Raw genomic sequence first — 18,673 nt, 5'->3', positions numbered from 1 at the left:
GCCGCGCATGCCCCGCCCCGCCGTGTCCGTTCCGGCCGGGTCCCGTCACCGTTCATGACCGTGCCTCCCCGCCGCTCAGCGCGGCCGCGCCCCTGCGTTCGTGGTCCGCCCGGCGCCACAGTTCCTCCAGCGAGGCGCCGCGCGGCACGCTCACGGTCGTCCAGCCCGCCTCCCGCAGCAGCCGCACCCGATCCGCCTGAGCGTTTCCCGGTCCTGGCACGTCCGTCGGTTCCCGCACCCAGGTGTCCGGGTCCAGCAGAAAGGCGACGGCGCCGCCGCTGCGCCGGCGCATCTTGGCGACCACCGCGGCCTGCTCCTCGTCCAGTTCGCCGAGGAAGGCCACCAGCAGGCCCTCGCTGCCGCCGCGCAGCACGTCGTAGGCACGGGACAGGCCCGCGCCGTCCGAGTGGTCGATCACGGCGAGGGTGTCCATCATCATCCCGGCCGCGTCCGCCGTCTCCTGGCTTGCGCCGGCGAACCCGTCGGTCCCCTCGCCGGGCACCGAGCTGCCGGTGTCCGTCAACAGGCGTACGGAGAAGCCGCGTTCGAGCATGTGCACCAGCACGGACGCGGTGCCGGACACCGCCCACTCGAAGGCCGAGTCCGGGCCCGCGCCCGCGAAGGCGATGCCCCGGGTGTCCAGCAGCACCGTGCACCGGGAGCGCTGCGGCTGCTCCTCGCGGCGCACCATCAGCTCGCCGTAGCGCGCGGTGGAGCGCCAGTGGACGCGGCGCAGATCGTCGCCGTACCGGTAGCCGCGCGGGATCACGTCGTCCTCGCCGGCCAGGGCCAGCGAGCGCTGCCGCCCGTCGCCGTACCCCTTCGCCTCGCCGCTGAAGCGCACCGGAGGCAGCGCCTCCACGCGCGGGATCACCGTCAGGGTGTCGTACGTCGAGAAGGAGCGGGTCAGCTCGCACATCCCGAACGGGTCGGTCAGGCGCAGTTGCAGCGGACCGAGCGGATAGCGGCCCCGCAGGTCGGAGCGGACCCGGTAGGACACCTCACGGCGACCGCCGGGTTCCACCCGGTCGAGCACGAAGCGGGGCCGCGGCCCGAGCACGTACGGCACCCGGTCCTGGAGCATCAGCAGGCCCGTGGGCAGCCGTGAGACGTTGTCCATGCGCAGATGGACCCGGGCCTCGGCGGCCGCGGGCACCCGCGAGGGGGAGAGCCGGCGGCTGCCCGCCACCCGGTAGCGCGTGCGGTAGAGCACCGTCGCGCAGATGAGGGGCAGCGCGGCCAGCAGCAGGCCGACCCGGAGCAGTTCGCCCTGCCCGAGCACATAGGCGCAGACGGCGGCGGCGACGCCGGCCGCCAGGAACGAACGGCCGCGCGTGGTCAGCCCGGCCAGCGCCGTGCGGACACCGCCCTTGTCGTCGCGTTCGGTCTCCGGCCGGCCCGTCCCCCCGCCGCTCATCACAGCCTCCGCGGCGGCTGCTGGCCGTACGCGGTCGCACCCAGCCCGCCGAAGCCGCTCTGCCGCGGCGCCGCGGGCACCGGCGTGCGCTGCACGATCTCCTGGACCACCTGTTCCGAGGTGCGCCGGTTGAGCTGGGCCTGAGCGGTGGGCAGCAGCCGGTGCGCGAGGACCGCCACGGCCAGGGCCTGGATGTCGTCCGGCAGCGCGTACTCCCGGCCGGCCAGGGCGGCTGCGGCCTTCGCCGCGCGCAGCAGGTGCAGCGTCGCGCGCGGGGAGGCGCCGAGTCTCAGATCGGGGTGGCTGCGCGTGGCGGCGACCAGGTCGACCGCGTAGCGCCGGACGGTCTCCGCGACGTGCACCCCGCGGACGGCCTCGACCAGCTTCACGATCTCGTGCGCGTGGGCGACCGGCTGGAGGTCCGTCAGGGGCGAGGCGCCGCCGTGCACGTCCAGCATCTGCAACTCGGCCTCGACGCTGGGGTAGCCGACGGAGACGCGGGCCATGAAGCGGTCGCGCTGGGCCTCCGGCAGCGGGTACGTGCCCTCCATCTCGACGGGGTTCTGCGTGGCCACCACCATGAAGGGGCTGGGCAGTTCATAGGTCTGCCCGTCGATGGTGACCTGCCGCTCCTCCATGGACTCCAGCAGCGCCGACTGGGTCTTGGGGGAGGCGCGGTTGATCTCGTCGCCGATCACGATCTGCGCGAAGATCGCGCCCGGCTTGAACTCGAAGTCCCGGCGCTGCTGGTCCCAGATGGACACACCCGTGATGTCCGACGGCAGCAGGTCGGGGGTGAACTGGATGCGGCGCACGGAGCAGTCGATGGACCGCGCCAGCGCCTTGGCGAGCATCGTCTTGCCCACGCCGGGGACATCCTCGATCAGAAGATGCCCCTCGGCGAGCAGTACGGTCAGCGAAAGCCGTACGACCTCGGGCTTGCCCTCGATCACTCCTTCCACCGAGCTGCGGACACGCTCCACAGTGGCGGTCAGATCAGTGAGGCTCGCTCGATCGTCATAGGTCGTCACCCGGCCCTCCTCGGCCCGTTCTCACTCCGGGCCGTCGCTGTCAGCTGCGGACCGGCCCACCCCGAAACACGGACACCACACGGGAAAAGTTCCGCGTGACGCCACACCCGCATTCTTCCTGCCGTTACCGATTCGTGTCACTCGCCTGTGGACAACTGCCCGCACCCTGTCGGTCCCAGGCCCCTTCGAGCGGCCCGTGCGGCGCCGTACGCCGGCCGTTCACGGGGCGGCCGTGGGCGCTCAGGCGGGGTCGACCTCGCGCAGCAGGCCCGACCTGACGTCGAATACGAAACCGCGCACGTCATCGGTGTGCAGCAGGAACGGCGAGGTGCGCACCCGCTGCATGGACTGCCGCACGTCCTGGTCGACGTCCCGGAAGGACTCCACCGCCCAGGCGGGGCGCTGGCCCACCTCCATCTCCAGTTCGTGCCGGAACTCCTCGGTGAGGGATTCCAGGCCGCAGCCGGTGTGGTGGATGAGGACGATGCTGCGGGTACCGAGGGCCCGCTGGCTGATCGTCAGGGAGCGGATCACGTCGTCGGTGACGACACCGCCCGCGTTGCGGATGGTGTGACAGTCGCCGAGCTCCAGACCGAGCGCGGCGTGCAGGTCGAGACGGGCGTCCATACAGGCCACGACCGCGACATGCAGAACGGGACGGGCGTCCATCCCGGGATCGGTGAACGCGGCGGCGTACCGCTCGTTGGCCTCTACGAGACGGTCCGTCACGGTGCCCTTGCCCGTTGTGGCGCCCTCGGACCCGGCGGGAACTGCTGCAGAAGTCGTCATAGTCACGACGGTACTGGTCACTGGGCGATCGGTCCTGCTAGGGGAGGGACAAAGAAGGTCATCATCGCGTGGTGTGAATTAACCCACACGGAGGAGAATGCCGAGTCGTACAGGTGATTCTTCCCGGATCGCGCCGCTGACCGGAGTGCGCTGCGCGACGCGCAGGCCGGTTGATTGACCGCGACAGACGGTCGACTAAAGTGACGCGAAGCGGGAGGCGCATCTCTCCCCGCTGGACTGAATTCACCAGGAGACCCCGGCACGCGCGCGGTCCGTCTCCCCACGTGCGCGGCGCGTACGTACGGCTCGGCCTCCTCCCGCTCCCGGCCGGCCGACGCTTTCGGCGCCGGCAGGTCTCCCCTTCACGAGCGGGCGGGGACCCGGCGGTGCGTACGGCCCGCGCCGGATCTGAGAGGGCCCCTTGAGCCAGAGTCGACACGTCCCGGTGATGCTCCAGCGGTGCCTGGACCTGCTGGCGCCCGCCCTGGAGCGGCCGGGAGCCGTGGTCGTCGACTGCACGCTGGGACTCGGCGGGCACAGCGAGGCGCTGCTGAGCCGGTTCCCGCAGGCCCGGCTCGTCGCCCTGGACCGCGACAAGGAGGCCCTGCGCCTGTCCGCGCGGCGGCTCGCGCCCTACGGCGAGCGCGCCACCCTCGTGCACGCCGTCTACGACGAGCTGCCCGACGTCCTCGCGCGGCTCGGCCTCGCGCGCGTGCAGGGCGTCCTGTTCGACCTCGGCGTCTCCTCCATGCAGCTCGACGAGGCCGACCGCGGCTTCGCCTACGCCCAGGACGCCCCCCTCGACATGCGCATGGACCAGTCGACGGGGATCGGCGCCGCCGAGGTCCTCAACACCTATCCGGCCGGCGAACTCGTCCGGATCCTGCGCGCCTACGGCGAGGAGAAGCAGGCCAGGCGCATCGTCGCCGCGATCGTCCGCGAGCGCGACAAGGAGCCCTTCACCACCAGCGCGCGCCTGGTGGAGGTGATCCGGGACGCGCTGCCGCAGGCCGCCAAGCGCACCGGCGGCAACCCGGCCAAGCGCACCTTCCAGGCGCTGCGCATCGAGGTCAACGGCGAACTGGCCGTCCTGGAGCGTGCGGTACCCGCGGCGGTGAAGGCGCTCGCCGTGGGCGGCCGGATCGCCGTCCTGTCGTACCACTCGCTGGAGGACCGCCTGGTCAAGCAGGTGTTCGCGGCCGGTGCCGGTTCCACGGCGCCGCCTGGGCTGCCGGTCGTGCCCGAGCGCTACCAGCCCCGGCTCAAGCTGCTCACGCGCGGTGCCGAACTTCCCACCGAGGAAGAGGTCGCCGACAACCGCAGGGCGGCCCCGGCGCGGCTGCGCGGTGCCGAGCGCATCAGGGAGGACGCCGAGTGAGCGAGTGGGGTCCCCGGACCGACCGGAGGACATGTGCGTAGGAAACCCGAAGTGAGGGGCAGGGCCGCCCGGCTCGCCCGGCTGCTGCCGGCCGGCCGCGCCCGGGCGGCCCGCACCCCGTTCGTCCTCCTCGTCGTCCTGCTCCTCGGCGGTGGCCTCATCGGTCTGCTCGTGCTGAACTCGGCACTCAGCGAAGGCTCGTTCCGGCTCGACGACCTGCAAAAGCGCACCAAGAGCCTCACCGACGAGGAACAGGCCCTGCGGCGCGACATCGACGCCTACTCCGCGCCCGACGCCCTTCAGCGGCGGGCCCGCGAGCTCGGCATGGTGCCCGGCGGCGACCCGGCCTTCCTCGGCCCGGACGGCTCCGTCAAGGGCGTCCCCAGCCCGGCCGCCCGGCAGTCCGCGCCGCGCTCGCCCGCGCCCCCGGAGGCACTGACCGGCGCCACCCCCGGCGCGAGCCCGGCCGCCTCCGGCGCGCCCACGGCTGCCCCCGGAGCGAGTCCGTCCCCCTCGTACGCCGAGCGGGGCGCCCCGTACGCCGGCGCGGGCTCCCCGTACGCGAGCCCGTCCGGCCCGGCCGCGAGCCCCGCGGGCCCGGCGGCCGGTCCGCCTGCCGCGGCGTCCGCCGCGTCGGCGTCTGCCCCGCCCTCCTCCGCCCCCCGGTCCGTCTCGACCCCGACCCCCGGCAGGTGACGGAAGTGTCCGACAGGGAACCGCCGCGCCGCCGCGTGCCCGGCCCCGCCAAGCCCGTCCCGCCCCGGATCCGCGCGGACCGGGGCGACCCGCACCGCGCCGGGCCCGGCGGCCGGCGCCCCGCAGGCCCCGGGGCCCGCCCGGCCCGGCGCCCGAGCCCGCCGCGGCCCGCACCGTCGGCCCTCAGGCTGGGCAGCCCCCGCCCCCGTCTGCGCATGGTCAGCCTCGCCCTGACCCTCGTCCTGCTCGCCTTCGTCGTCCGGCTGCTCCAGGTCCAGGCCGTCGACGCCAGCGCGTACGCCGCGAAGGCCGAGCAGAACCGCTACGTGGCGCACACCCTGACCGCCGAGCGCGGCGGGATCACCGACCGCAACGGCGTCTCCCTCGCCGTGAGCGAGGACGCCGACGACATCACGGCCGACCCGACGATGTTCACCCGCAAGCAGCTGGGCATCGACGACGGCCCCGAGCAGGCCGCCGCGCTCCTCGCGCCGATCCTCGGTCAGGACCAGGCCGACCTGGTCCGCAAGCTGCGCCCGGCGAACAAGGAGCTGCGGTACGTCAAGCTCGCCGGCCGGCAGACACCGCAGGTCTGGAAGCAGATCAAGGACCTCAGGAGCGCGCTCGCCAAGAAGGCCGAGGCGGACAAGTCCACCGTCAACGTGCTGGCCGGGGTGTTCTCCGACCCCAGCAGCCAGCGCGTGTACCCCAACGGTGATCTCGCCGCCGGGATACTGGGCTGGGTCAACGCCGAGGGCAAGGGCGGCGGCGGTATCGAGCAGCAGCTGAACAAGAAGCTGGCCGGCAAGGACGGCAAGATCCGCTACGCCCAGTCCGGCGGCCGTCAGGTGCCCACCGCGGGCTCCACCGAGACCCCCGCGGTGCCCGGCGCGGACATCGAGCTGACCATCGACCGCGACATCCAGTGGGCCGCCCAGAAGGCCATCACGGAGCAGGTCGCGAAGTCCAAGGCCGACCGCGGCTATGTGATCGTCCAGGACACCCGCACCGGCGAGATCCTGGCCATGGCCAACTCACCCGGCTTCGACCCCAACGACCTGTCGAAGGCCCATGCGTCGGCGATGGGCAACGCGGCCCTCCAGGACGCCTACGAGCCCGGCTCCACGGCGAAGGTCATGTCGATGGCGGCCGTGCTGGAGGAGGGCGCCGCCACCCCCCTCACCCACGTCGAGGTGCCCAACCGGCTGCACCGCGGCGACCGGCTCTTCCAGGACGACGTCGACCACGCGACCTGGTACCTCACGCTCAACGGCGTGCTGGCCAAGTCCAGCAACATCGGCACCATCCTGGCCACCGGCCAGCTCGGCAAGACCCAGCCGGAGGCCAACCGGGTCCTCTACTCGTACCTGCGCAAGTTCGGCATCGGCGGCTACACCGGGCTCGGCTTCCCCGGCGAGACCAGGGGCATCCTGGCCGCCCCGGGAGACTGGTCGACATCGCAGCAGTACACGATCCCTTTCGGCCAGGGCTTCTCCATCAACGCCATGCAGGCCGCCTCCGTGTACTCGACGATCGCCAACGGCGGCGTCCGCGTCGAGCCGACCCTGGTGCGCGGCGAACGGGGGGCCGACGGGCGGTTCGCCCCGGCCCCGGAGCCCAAGAAGACCCGGGTGGTCAGCGAGAAGACGGCCAAGACCCTCGCCCAGATGCTGGAGTCCGTGGTCGACGACGAGCAGGGCACCGGCGTCAAGGCCCGCATCCCCGGCTACCGGGTCGCGGGCAAGACCGGCACCGCCAACCGCGTGGATCCGGCCACCGGGAAGTACCGCGGCTACACGTCGTCGTTCGCCGGGTTCGCACCCGCGGACAAGCCCCGGGTCACCGTCTACTGCGCGATCCAGAACGCCACCTCGGGCAGCTACTTCGGCGGCCAGATCTGCGGGCCCATCTACAAGGAGGTGATGGAGTTCGCCCTGAAGACCCTCCAGGTCCCGCCGACCGGCGCCAGGGCCGCCAACCTGCCGGTGACCTACAAGCCCTGATCAGCACCTCCGGGAACGACCACCAGGAACCAGCCCGTGACAACGATCACTCCCGACCCCGGGAACCACACACCGCCCGCGGCCTCGCTTCGCTCCGAGGCGGTCGCGCCCGGTACGCTCACCGCCGTGCCACACGCTGATCAGTCCCAAACCACCCAGAAGGGCGCATCCGTGACATCGCCGGGGCCGCCACGACCGGTACGGGTTTCCGCCACACCCCTCGCGGAACTCGCCGATCAGCTGGGTGCCGCCGCGCCGGCCGGCGCCGCCGAGGTCACCGGCATCACCCATGACTCGCGAGCCGTACGCCCCGGCGACCTGTACGCCGCCCTGCCCGGGGCCCGCCTGCACGGCGCCGACTTCGTCCGCCAGGCCGCCGGTCTCGGCGCGGTCGCCGTGCTGACCGACCCGGCGGGTGCGGACCGGGCCGCCGCCACCGGTCTGCCGGTCGTGGTGGTCGACGACCCGCGGGCGCGGATGGGCGCGCTCGCGGCCACGATCTACGGCGACCCGGGCCGCGACCTGCTCCAGATCGGCATCACCGGCACCTCGGGCAAGACCACCACCGCCTACCTCGTGGAGGGCGGCCTGCGGACGGTCAGGTCCACCGGGCTGATCGGCACGGTCGAGATGCGCATCGGCGACGAGCGCATCAAGTCCGAGCGCACCACCCCCGAGGCCACCGATCTGCAGGCCCTGTTCGCCGTCATGCGCGAACGCGGCGTCGAGGCGGTGGCCATGGAGGTCTCAAGCCACGCCCTGGTCCTCGGCCGGGTCGACGGCTGCGTCTTCGACGTCGCCGTGTTCACCAACCTCAGCCCGGAGCACATGGAGTTCCACTCCGGCATGGAGGACTACTTCCAGGCCAAGGCGCAGCTGTTCACCCCCGCGCGCAGCAGGCTCGGCGTCGTCAACACCGATGACGCGTACGGCCGGCGGCTCGCCCAGGAGGCGTCCGTGCCGGTCGTCACCTACTCCGCCGAGGGCCACCCCGACGCGGACTGGCGCGCCGAGGACGTGCGGATCGGCCCCCTGGACTCGACGTTCACTGTGCTCGGCCCGCACGGCGAGCGGATCGCCGCCAGGTCGCCGCTGCCCGGCCCGTTCAACGTGGCCAACACCCTCGCCGCGGTCGTCGCGCTCGCCGCCGCGGGGCTCGACCCGCAGGCCGCGGCCGACGGCGTCGCCGCCGTGCCGGGCGTGCCCGGCCGGCTGGAGCGGGTGGACGCCGGACAGGCGTATCTGGCGGTCGTCGACTACGCCCACAAGACCGACGCCGTCGAATCGGTCCTCAAGGCCCTGCGGAAGGTCACCAAGGGCCGTCTGCACGTGGTCCTCGGCTGCGGCGGCGACCGCGACCAGACCAAACGCGCCCCGATGGGCGCCGCCGCGGCCCGGCTCGCCGACACGGCCGTACTGACCTCCGACAACCCACGCTCCGAGGATCCCCTGGCGATCCTCGCCACCATGCTCGAAGGCGCGGCGTCCGTGCCCGCGCACGAGCGGGGCGAGGTGCTGCTCTTCGAGGACCGGGCCGCCGCGATCGCCGCGGCGGTCGGCCGGGCGCGGCCCGGGGACACCGTGCTGGTCGCGGGCAAGGGCCACGAGCAGGGCCAGGACATCGCCGGGGTGGTCCGTCCCTTCGACGACCGCCAGGTGCTTCGCGAAGCTATCCAGCAGACCCAGGGATGAACTTGTGATCGCCCTCTCCCTCGCCGAGATCGCAGCAGTCGTCGGCGGGCAGACACACGACATACCGGATCCGTCCGTCCAGGTCACCGGGCCGGTGGTCCGGGACTCCCGTGAGGTGGAGCCCGGCAGCCTGTTCGTCGCCTTCGTCGGTGAGCACGTGGACGGCCACGACTTCGCGGAAGCGGTCGTCGGGGCGGGCGCGGTCGCCGTTTTGGCGTCGCGCCCCGTCGGCGTGCCCGCGATCGTCGTCGCGGACGTGCAGAGCGCCCTCGGTGCCCTCGCCCGGCACGTGGTGGCCCGCCTCGGCGCCACCCTCGTGGCCCTCACCGGCTCCGCGGGCAAGACCAGCACCAAGGACCTCGTGGCGCAGGTGCTGCGCCGCAAGGCGCCGACCGTGTTCACGCCGGGCTCACTGAACAACGAGATCGGGCTGCCGCTGACCGCCCTGTCCGCCACCGAGGAGACGAAGTTCCTCGTGCTGGAGATGGGCGCCCGCGGGATGGGCCACATCCGCTACCTCGCCGGCCTCACCCCGCCGAGGATCGGCATCGTCCTGAACGTCGGCACCGCCCACATCGGCGAGTTCGGCGGCCGGGAGCAGATCGCGCAGGCCAAGGGAGAACTCGTGGAGGCGCTGCCGGCGGCCGCGGACGGCGGCACGGCGGTGCTGAACGCCGACGATCCCCTCGTACGGGCCATGGCCTCCCGTACGAAGGCGAAGGTGATCCTTTTCGGAGAGTCAGGCGAAGCGGACGTACGCGCCGAGAACGTGCGACTCACGGACAGCGGACAGCCCTCCTTCAGGCTTCACACACCCTCCGGTGCAAGCGATGTGACCATGCGCCTGTACGGTGAGCACCACGTGTCGAACGCGCTCGCCGCGGCCGCCGTCGCCCATGAGCTGGGCATGTCCGCGGAAGAGATCGCCACCGCGCTCTCCGAGGCGGGCACCCTCTCCCGCTGGCGGATGGAGGTCACCGAGCGCCCGGACGGCGTGACCATCGTCAACGACGCCTACAACGCCAACCCCGAGTCCATGCGGGCCGCCCTGCGCGCGCTGGCAGCCATGGGTGAAGCCTCACGGCGAAAGGGGGGCCGCACGTGGGCGGTGCTCGGCAAGATGGCCGAGCTCGGGGACGAGGCGCTCGCCGAGCACGACGCGGTCGGGCGGCTCGCCGTCCGGCTCAACGTCAGCAAGCTCGTCGCGGTCGGGGGCAGGGAAGCGTCCTGGCTGCAACTGGGCGCATATAACGAGGGTTCGTGGGGTGAGGAGTCGGTGCACGTGTCCGACGCACAGGCGGCGGTCGACCTGTTGCGCAGCGAGTTGCGCCCGGGAGACGTCGTACTCGTGAAGGCGTCCCGTTCGGTCGGCCTGGAGGGCATCGCCGAGGCGCTGCTCGCGGCCGGCACCGAGGGTGAGGTCGCCGCGCGATGATGAAGCAGATCCTGTTCGCGGGCGTCATTGGTCTCTTCCTGACCCTGATCGGCACCCCGCTGCTGATCAAGCTCCTCGCGCGCAAGGGCTACGGCCAGTACATCCGCGACGACGGTCCGCGCGAGCACGCGAGCAAGCGCGGCACGCCGACCATGGGCGGCATCGCCTTCATCCTGGCGACGGTCGCCGCGTACTTCCTGAGCAAGGTGATCACCGGCTACCCCCCGACCTACTCGGGTCTGCTGGTGCTCGGCCTGATGGTCGGCATGGGCCTGGTCGGCTTCCTCGACGACTACATCAAGATCGTCAAGCGGCGTTCGCTGGGTCTGCGGGCCAAGGCGAAGATGGCGGGCCAGCTGCTGGGCGGTATCGCCTTCGCGGTGCTCTCGCTCCAGTTCGCGGACTCCCGCGGCAACACCCCGGCGTCCACGAAGCTGTCGTTCATCACCGACTTCGGCTGGACGATCGGCCCCGTGCTGTTCGTGGTCTGGGCGCTGTTCATGATCCTCGCGATGTCGAACGGCGTGAACCTCACCGACGGCCTCGACGGCCTCGCCACCGGCGCCTCGGTGCTCGTCTTCGGCGCGTACACGTTCATCGGGGTGTGGCAGTTCCAGGAGTCCTGCGCCAACGCGACGACCCTGACCAACCCCAACGCCTGCTACGAGGTACGCGATCCGCTCGACCTCGCGGTCGTCTCCTCCGCGCTGATGGGTGCCTGCCTCGGCTTCCTGTGGTGGAACACCTCGCCGGCGAAGATCTTCATGGGCGACACCGGTTCGCTGGCGCTCGGCGGTGTGCTCGCGGGCCTCGCGATCTGCTCCCGCACCGAGCTGCTGCTCGCCATCCTCGGCGGCCTGTTCGTGCTCATCACCATGTCGGTGGTCATCCAGGTCGGCTCCTTCAGGCTCACCGGGAAGCGGGTCTTCCGGATGGCACCACTCCAGCATCACTTCGAACTCAAAGGCTGGTCCGAAGTCCTTGTGGTGGTCCGGTTCTGGATCATTCAAGGCATCTGTGTGATTGTCGGACTGGGCCTCTTCTATGCGGGATGGGCAGCGGACAAGTGACCGACTGGCAGGGCAGGAACGTCACCGTCGCGGGACTCGGCGTCTCCGGCGTCCCCGCGGCCAGGGTGCTGCACGGCCTCGGCGCGCACGTCACCGTCGTCAACGACGGCGACGACGAGCGGGCCCGCGCCCAGGCGGCCGAGCTGACGGCACTCGGCGTGACCGTGCGCCTCGGTGACGGCGACACCCTGCCCGAGGGCACCGACCTCATCGTCACCGCGCCCGGCTGGCGGCCGGACAAGCCGCTGTTCGCCGCCGCCGAGCAGGCCGGCGTGCCCGTCTGGGGCGACGTGGAGCTGGCCTGGCGGCTGCGCGGCCCCGACGCCCCGCCCTGGCTGGCCGTCACCGGCACCAACGGCAAGACCACCACCGTACGGATGCTCGCCGCCATCCTCCGGGCGGCGGGCCTGCGCACCGCCGCCGTCGGCAACATCGGCGTCTCCCTGCTCGACGCGGTCCTCGGCTCCCCCGAGCAGGCCGAGTACGACGTCCTCGCCGTGGAGCTGTCCAGCTACCAGCTGCACTGGGCGCCCTCGCTGCGCGCCCACTCCGCTGTCGTCCTGAACCTGGCACCGGACCACCTCGACTGGCACGGCTCCATGGAGGAGTACGCCGCCGACAAGGGCCGCGTCTACCAGGGCAATCGGGTCGCCTGCGTCTACAACGCGGCCGACAAGGCCACCGAGGACCTGGTGCGCGCCGCGGACGTCGAGGAGGGCTGCCGGGCCATCGGCTTCACGCTCGGAGCCCCGGCCCCCTCCCAACTCGGCGTCGTGGACGGCATCCTGGTCGACCGCGCCTTCGTGGCGGACCGGCAGCGCAACGCCCAGGAACTCGCGGAGGTCGGCGACATCGACCCGCCCGCGCCGCACAACATCGCCAACGCCCTTGCCGCCGCGGCCCTCGCGCGCGCCTACGGCGTGCCCGCCAAGGCCGTACGGGACGGCCTGCGGGCCTTCACCCCGGACGCCCACCGCATCGCGCACGTGGCCGACGTGGACGGCGTCGCGTACGTCGACGACTCCAAGGCCACCAACACGCACGCGGCACAAGCCTCGTTGGCCGCCTACGAGTCCGTCGTGTGGATCGCCGGCGGCCTCGCGAAGGGCGCGACCTTCGACGAACTCGTCGCCGGGGCGGCGGCGCGGCTGCGCGGCGCGGTCCTGATCGGCGCGGACCGCGCCCTGATCCGGGAAGCCCTCGCGCGACACGCGCCGGAAGTACCCGTCGTCGACCTCGACCGGACCGACACTGGGGCGATGCTCCAGGCGGTCCAGGAGGCGAAGCGGCTCGCACGGCCCGGCGACACGGTGCTCCTCGCGCCCGCCTGCGCCTCCATGGACATGTTCACCAACTACAACAAGCGCGGTGACGCGTTCGCGGAGGCGGTACGCGAACTCGGCGCGGGCGCCTGACGGCGGTTCTCGGCCACGGCGGGTGCTCCGGGACCCATGGAGGGACGCGTGACTCGGAAGTGGCTGGCGGCGCCCGGACGGACCGGAGCGCCCCCCGGCGGGCGTGCCCCCCGCGGCTGGTCAGGAGCCGGCGATGCCCGGTAGCCGCACGGGGCGCCCTCCGGTGCAGCGGTCCGTACGGCGGCCCGCGGCACCCCCCAAGGGCCCAAGGGACCATCCGCTGCGCGCCCTGCGCGCCCTGCGCCACCGCGCGAAGCGGGCCTGGGACCGGCCGCTCACCGCGTACTACCTGATCCTCGGCGGCAGTCTGCTGATCACCGTGCTCGGTCTGGTGATGGTCTACTCGGCCTCCCAGATCACCGCGCTGCAACTGTCGCTGCCCGGTTCGTACTTCTTCCGCAAGCAGTTCCTGGCCGCCGCCATCGGCGGCGGGCTGCTGTTCGCCGCCGCCCGCATGCCGGTGAAGCTGCACCGGGCGCTGGCCTACCCGATCCTCGCGGGCGCCGTCTTCCTGATGGCCCTGGTGCAGGTGCCGGGGATAGGAATGGCGGTCAAGGGCAACCAGAACTGGATCGCCCTCGGCGGCTCGTTCCAGATCCAGCCGAGCGAGTTCGGCAAGCTCGCGCTGGTGCTGTGGGGCGCCGACCTGATCGCGCGCAAGCAGGACAAGAAGCTGCTGGCCCAGTGGAAGCACATGCTGGTGCCGCTCGTCCCGGTCGCCTTCCTGCTGCTCGGGCTGATCATGCTCGGCGGCGACATGGGGACCGCGATCATCCTGACGGCGATCCTGTTCGGGCTGCTGTGGGTCGCGGGGGCGCCGACCCGGCTGTTCGTCGGCGTGCTGTCGATCGCCGCCACGCTCGGTGTGATCCTCATCAAGACGAGCGACAACCGGATGGCCCGCCTCGCCTGCATCGGCGCCACGGAACCCAAGGAGGGCGTCGCCGACTGCTGGCAGGCCGTGCACGGCATCTACGCCCTCGCCTCCGGCGGACTCTTCGGCTCCGGGCTCGGCGCGAGCGTGGAAAAATGGGGCCAACTCCCCGAGGCCCACACCGATTTCATCTTCGCCGTGACCGGTGAGGAACTGGGCCTCGCGGGCACGCTGTCGGTGCTGGCCCTCTTCGCGGCTCTAGGCTATGCGGGTATCCGCGTGGCCGGACGCACGGAGGATCCCTTCGTGAGGTATGCCGCGGGAGGCGTGACGACCTGGATCACCGCCCAGGCGGTGATCAACATCGGTGCGGTGCTCGGCCTGCTGCCGATCGCCGGCGTCCCCCTCCCGCTGTTCTCCTACGGAGGATCCGCCCTGCTGCCGACCATGTTCGCCATCGGGCTGCTGATCGCCTTCGCGCGCGACGAGCCCGCTGCGCGAGCGGCGCTTGCGATGCGGCAACCTCGCTTTGGTAGAAAGCGGGCGGGGGGCTCCGGCTTCGGCCGGGAGCCTCGGAGATGGAACACGATGCGACGGCGTGCCTCGGCGGCGCGTTCGTCCGGAGAGCGGTGAATTTCGGTGCATGTCGTACTCGCCGGCGGGGGCACCGCGGGCCACATCGAGCCCGCGCTCGCCCTCGCGGACGCCTTGCGCAGGCAGGACCCGACCGTGGGGATCACGGCCCTGGGCACGGAGCGCGGCCTGGAGACCAGGCTCGTTCCCGAGCGCGGCTACGAGCTGGCGCTGATCCCCGCGGTGCCGCTGCCGCGCAAGCCCACACCCGAGCTGATCACCGTGCCGGGCCGGCTGCGCGGCACCATCAAGGCGGCCGAGCAGATCCTGGAGCGCACCAAAGCGGACGCCGTCGTCGGCTTCGGCGGCTATGTCGCCCTGCCCGGCTATCTGGCCGCCAAGCGCCTCGGCGTGCCGATCGTGATCCACGAGGCCAACGCCCGCCCCGGCCTGGCCAACAAGATCGGTTCCCGGTACGCGGCCCAGGTCGCCGTCTCCACACCGGACAGCAAGCTGCGCGGCGCCCGCTACATCGGCATCCCGTTGCGCCGCTCCATCGCCACGCTGGACCGGGCCGCCGCGCGCCCGGAGGCCCGCGCGATGTTCGGCCTGGACCCGAACCTGCCGACGCTGCTCGTCTCCGGCGGCTCGCAGGGCGCCCGCCGCCTCAACGAGGTGGTCCAGCAGGTCGCTCCCTGGCTCCAGCAGGCCGGCATCCAGATCCTGCACGCGGTCGGCCCGAAGAACGAACTGCCGCAGGTCCACCAGATGCCCGGGATGCCCCCCTATATCCCGGTAAGTTATCTGGACCGGATGGACCTCGCGTACGCCGCGGCCGACATGATGCTCTGCCGTGCGGGCGCGATGACCGTCGCCGAACTCTCCGCCGTCGGGCTCCCGGCCGTCTACGTCCCGCTGCCCATCGGCAACGGCGAACAGCGCCTGAACGCCCAGCCGGTGGTGAAGGCCGGCGGCGGGCTCCTCGTCGACGACGCGGAACTCACGCCCGAGTGGGTGCAGCAGAACGTCCTGCCCGTGCTCGCCGATCCGCACCGGCTGTACGAGATGTCCCGCGCCGCGGGCGAGTTCGGCCGCCGGGACGCCGACGACCTGCTCGTCGGCATGGTGTACGAGGCGATCGCCTCGCGTCGCCCATAACGGATCGGCGAGTGAGCCGAAGGGGCGCGCCGGTGTCGAGAGGTCGGGCGCGGGGAGGCCCGAAGGGCTGAGCACGGCCGGGCTCTCGCGACCGGCCGAGGCGCCCCGGAGGTGAACCGAGCCCAGAAAGGGAGCAAGCGTGGCCGGACCGACCACCGCCGAGCGCGGGGAACGCCAGCAGGAGTCGTCCGGCCCGCCGCCCGCCGGGCGATCGAGGAGGCCCCGCCTTCGTACGATCGTCATTCTGGCCGTCGCCGCCGTCCTCCTCACGAGTGGTTCTGTCTGGCTGTTGTACGGCTCACCGTGGCTGCGCGTGGAGCGCGTCTCCGTCTCCGGGACCCGGGTACTGACCCCCGCGCAGGTGCGTTCCACCGCCGCCGTTCCGGTCGGGGCACCGCTGGTGTCCATCGACGCCGCCGCGATCGAGGCCCGACTGTGCAGGAAACTGCCGCGAATTGACTCCGTCGACGTCGTCCGGTCATGGCCGCACCAAATCAGCGTGAAGGTGACCGAGCGCACTGCGGTTCTCGTCATGCACAAGGGCGGGGACTTCGTCGAAGTGGACCACGAGGGTGTCCGTTTCGCCACGGTCGCGCAGGCGCCGAAAGGCGTTCCCGTACTGGAATTGGCCATCTCCCGGACGGGTACGGCCGCGGCCGGCCTGCGGCGTTTCGGCACCGACGGCCTGGTGCGCGAGGCGGTGCGGATCGCCGCCGACATTCCGCCCGCCGTCGCCCGTACCACCCGCACCCTCAAGGTCCGCTCCTACGACAACATCTCACTGGAGTTGGGCGGCGGCCGGACGGTCTCGTGGGGGAGCGCCGAGAACGGCCCGGCGAAGGCCCGCACGCTCACCGCCCTCATGAAAGCCGCTCCCGACGCACGGCACTTCGACGTCACGGTGCCCACCGCACCGGCGTCATCGGGGAGTTGACGCACATCAGCGCAGGCCAGCACCCTGGGTGGGCAGCGCTACGGCTGATCACATAGGGTGAAAAGAAAAACGGGAGGTTCGGCGTGTTCGTTGAACGTGCGCCACTTGTCGACTTAGTGTCCTGTCCGGAAGAGTCCAAGGAACAGGCACACTGGTAACCCTAAACTTCAGCGTTAGGGTTCGGGTCGGCTCTCGGACCGTCCCATTCGGCATCAGTCGTCGGATCGCGGCAAGGCCGCGAGGCGGCGACACGTAATCGAGGCGAGAGGCCTTCGACGTGGCAGCACCGCAGAACTACCTCGCAGTCATCAAAGTCATCGGTGTCGGCGGCGGTGGTGTCAATGCCATCAACCGGATGATCGAAGTCGGTCTCAAGGGCGTCGAGTTCATCGCCATCAACACCGACGCGCAGGCGCTGTTGATGAGCGACGCCGACGTCAAGCTCGACGTCGGCCGCGAACTCACCCGCGGGCTCGGCGCGGGCGCCAACCCGGCCGTCGGCCGCAAGGCCGCCGAGGATCACCGCGAGGAGATCGAGGAGGTCCTCAAGGGGGCCGACATGGTCTTCGTGACGGCCGGTGAAGGCGGCGGCACCGGCACCGGCGGCGCGCCCGTCGTGGCCAACATCGCACGCTCCCTGGGCGCCCTCACCATCGGCGTGGTCACCCGCCCCTTCACCTTCGAGGGCCGGCGCCGCGCCAACCAGGCCGAGGACGGCATCGCCGAGCTCCGCGAAGAGGTCGACACCCTCATCGTCATCCCGAACGACCGGCTGCTGTCCATCTCGGACCGCCAGGTCTCGGTGCTCGACGCCTTCAAGTCGGCCGACCAGGTCCTGCTCTCCGGTGTCCAGGGCATCACCGACCTCATCACCACGCCCGGCCTGATCAACCTCGACTTCGCCGACGTGAAGTCGGTCATGTCCGAGGCCGGCAGCGCCCTCATGGGCATCGGCTCGGCCCGCGGCGACGACCGCGCGGTGGCCGCGGCCGAGATGGCGATCTCCTCGCCGCTGCTGGAGGCGTCCATCGACGGCGCCCGCGGCGTGCTGCTCTCCATCTCCGGCGGCTCCGACCTCGGTCTGTTCGAGATCAACGAGGCCGCCCAGCTGGTCAGCGAGGCGGCCCACCCCGAGGCCAACATCATCTTCGGCGCGGTCATCGACGACGCCCTCGGCGACGAGGTGCGGGTCACCGTGATCGCGGCCGGCTTCGACGGCGGCCAGCCGCCGGCCCGACGGGAGAACATGCTCGGCTCGGCCTCCGCATCGGGCCGCCGCGAGGAGCCCGCACCGGCCCGGCAGCCCGAGAGCCGCCCGTCCTTCGGCTCGCTCGGCAGCGTGACCCCGAAGGAGGAGCCGGAGCCCGCGCCCGCCCCGGTCAGCGAGGCGCCGGTCGCACCGCCCATCCCCCCGGCGCCGCGCACCTACGCGGACAGCGCGGCCGAGGAGCTGGACGTGCCGGACTTCCTGAAGTGATAGGACAGCGCGACACCGTGAACGGCGCGCACTTCGCCTTCACCGACAGGTGGGGCGGGGTGAGCGCCGTTCCGTACGAGGAGCTGAACCTCGGCGGAGCGGTCGGTGACGACCCCGACGCCGTACGCGCCAACCGCGAACTGGCCGCCAAGGCGCTGGGGCTCGACGCGGCGCGGGTGGTGTGGATGAACCAGGTCCACGGCGCCGGTGTCGCCGTGGTCGACGCCCCCTGGGCGGACCGGCCGGCGCCGGAGGTCGACGCCATCGTCACCGTCCGGCCCGGGCTCGCGCTCGCCGTGCTCACCGCCGACTGCACGCCCGTCCTGCTCGCCGACCCCGTCGCCCGGGTCGCCGCCGCGGCCCACGCGGGCCGGCCCGGCCTGGTCGCCGGGGTGGTCCCCGCCGCGGTCCGGGCGATGATGGAACTGGGCGCGGACCCGTCCCGGATCGTCGCCCGCACCGGGCCCGCCGTCTGCGGCCGGTGCTACGAGGTGCCGGAGGCGATGCGCGCCGAGGTGAGTGCCGTCGAACCGGCGGCGCACTCCGAGACGAGCTGGGGCACACCGGCGGTCGACGTGAGCGCCGGCGTGCACGCGCAACTCGATCGGCTCGGGGTGCGCGACCGGGCGCAGTCACCGGTGTGCACGCTGGAGTCGGATGATCACTTCTCGTACCGCCGCGACCGCACCACCGGGCGGCTCGCGGGCTATGTGTGGCTGGACTGATGGGGC

Annotated in this window: 15 protein-coding genes; 12 read left to right on the top strand and 3 right to left on the bottom strand. The window is 72.2% G+C overall.

What is annotated here, in order from left to right; translation table 11 throughout:
* Positions 1-52: 52 nt before the first annotated feature.
* The 3 genes from AC27LF_RS16780 to AC27LF_RS16770 all read right to left on the bottom strand — a co-directional run bounded on the left by AC27LF_RS16780 (position 53) and on the right by AC27LF_RS16770 (position 3,237).
* Positions 53-1,417: a DUF58 domain-containing protein gene (locus AC27LF_RS16780; RefSeq protein ID WP_479657700.1), complete on the bottom strand. Its 1,365-nt coding sequence runs from the start codon at positions 1,415-1,417 to the stop codon at positions 53-55.
* Positions 1,417-2,448 carry an AAA family ATPase gene (locus AC27LF_RS16775; protein WP_404026448.1) on the bottom strand — a complete coding sequence of 344 codons (1,032 nt, stop codon included), beginning with the start codon at positions 2,446-2,448 and terminating at the stop codon, positions 1,417-1,419. Before AC27LF_RS16775 ends, AC27LF_RS16780 begins: the two co-directional genes overlap by 1 nt.
* A gap of 240 nt (positions 2,449-2,688) precedes the next feature.
* Positions 2,689-3,237, bottom strand: coding sequence for a beta-class carbonic anhydrase (locus tag AC27LF_RS16770; protein ID WP_479657699.1), 549 nt, complete (start codon positions 3,235-3,237; stop codon positions 2,689-2,691).
* Positions 3,238-3,658: 421 nt separating this feature from the next.
* Between AC27LF_RS16770 and rsmH the strand changes: the two genes are divergently transcribed.
* From rsmH to pgeF, 12 genes are all read left to right on the top strand, one after another.
* On the top strand, positions 3,659-4,615 hold the full coding sequence (gene rsmH, locus AC27LF_RS16765) for a 16S rRNA (cytosine(1402)-N(4))-methyltransferase RsmH (protein WP_479657698.1): 957 nt from the start codon (positions 3,659-3,661) through the stop codon (positions 4,613-4,615).
* Between the two features lie 33 nt (positions 4,616-4,648).
* Positions 4,649-5,311, top strand: a complete 663-nt coding sequence (ftsL, locus tag AC27LF_RS16760) for a cell division protein FtsL (protein ID WP_479657697.1) — start codon at positions 4,649-4,651, stop codon at positions 5,309-5,311.
* A 5-nt stretch (positions 5,312-5,316) separates the two neighbouring features.
* Positions 5,317-7,314, top strand: coding sequence for a peptidoglycan D,D-transpeptidase FtsI family protein (locus AC27LF_RS16755; protein WP_479657696.1), 1,998 nt, complete (start codon positions 5,317-5,319; stop codon positions 7,312-7,314).
* A 171-nt stretch (positions 7,315-7,485) separates the two neighbouring features.
* On the top strand, positions 7,486-9,006 hold the full coding sequence (locus AC27LF_RS16750; protein ID WP_479657721.1) for a UDP-N-acetylmuramoyl-L-alanyl-D-glutamate--2,6-diaminopimelate ligase: 1,521 nt from the start codon (positions 7,486-7,488) through the stop codon (positions 9,004-9,006).
* 4 nt (positions 9,007-9,010) lie between these two features.
* Positions 9,011-10,441: a UDP-N-acetylmuramoyl-tripeptide--D-alanyl-D-alanine ligase gene (locus tag AC27LF_RS16745; RefSeq protein WP_479657695.1), complete on the top strand. Its 1,431-nt coding sequence runs from the start codon at positions 9,011-9,013 to the stop codon at positions 10,439-10,441.
* Positions 10,441-11,511: a phospho-N-acetylmuramoyl-pentapeptide-transferase gene (gene mraY, locus AC27LF_RS16740; protein ID WP_404026593.1), complete on the top strand. Its 1,071-nt coding sequence runs from the start codon at positions 10,441-10,443 to the stop codon at positions 11,509-11,511. Before AC27LF_RS16745 ends, mraY begins: the two co-directional genes overlap by 1 nt.
* Positions 11,493-12,926, top strand: a complete 1,434-nt coding sequence (gene murD, locus AC27LF_RS16735) for a UDP-N-acetylmuramoyl-L-alanine--D-glutamate ligase (protein WP_479657694.1) — start codon at positions 11,493-11,495, stop codon at positions 12,924-12,926. The genes mraY and murD overlap by 19 nt, the downstream gene beginning before the upstream one ends.
* A gap of 133 nt (positions 12,927-13,059) precedes the next feature.
* The gene (gene ftsW / locus AC27LF_RS16730; protein WP_479657693.1) at positions 13,060-14,433 is read left to right on the top strand and encodes a putative lipid II flippase FtsW; all 1,374 of its coding nucleotides are present in this window, start codon (positions 13,060-13,062) and stop codon (positions 14,431-14,433) included.
* A gap of 6 nt (positions 14,434-14,439) precedes the next feature.
* Positions 14,440-15,531 carry an undecaprenyldiphospho-muramoylpentapeptide beta-N-acetylglucosaminyltransferase gene (gene murG / locus AC27LF_RS16725; RefSeq protein WP_479657692.1) on the top strand — a complete coding sequence of 364 codons (1,092 nt, stop codon included), beginning with the start codon at positions 14,440-14,442 and terminating at the stop codon, positions 15,529-15,531.
* A gap of 139 nt (positions 15,532-15,670) precedes the next feature.
* Positions 15,671-16,465, top strand: a complete 795-nt coding sequence (locus AC27LF_RS16720; protein ID WP_479657691.1) for a cell division protein FtsQ/DivIB — start codon at positions 15,671-15,673, stop codon at positions 16,463-16,465.
* Between the two features lie 277 nt (positions 16,466-16,742).
* Positions 16,743-17,942: a cell division protein FtsZ gene (ftsZ, locus tag AC27LF_RS16715; protein WP_479657690.1), complete on the top strand. Its 1,200-nt coding sequence runs from the start codon at positions 16,743-16,745 to the stop codon at positions 17,940-17,942.
* Positions 17,939-18,667 (top strand): peptidoglycan editing factor PgeF, encoded by a 729-nt coding sequence (gene pgeF / locus AC27LF_RS16710; RefSeq protein WP_479657689.1) that lies wholly within the window; start codon positions 17,939-17,941, stop codon positions 18,665-18,667. Before ftsZ ends, pgeF begins: the two co-directional genes overlap by 4 nt.
* The last annotated feature ends 6 nt before the right edge of the window (positions 18,668-18,673 follow it).

Source organism: Streptomyces diversicolor (assembly GCF_057537855.1).
The sequence above is the reverse complement of the archived record's forward strand: the minus strand, read 5'-3'. Positions and strand labels throughout refer to the sequence as shown.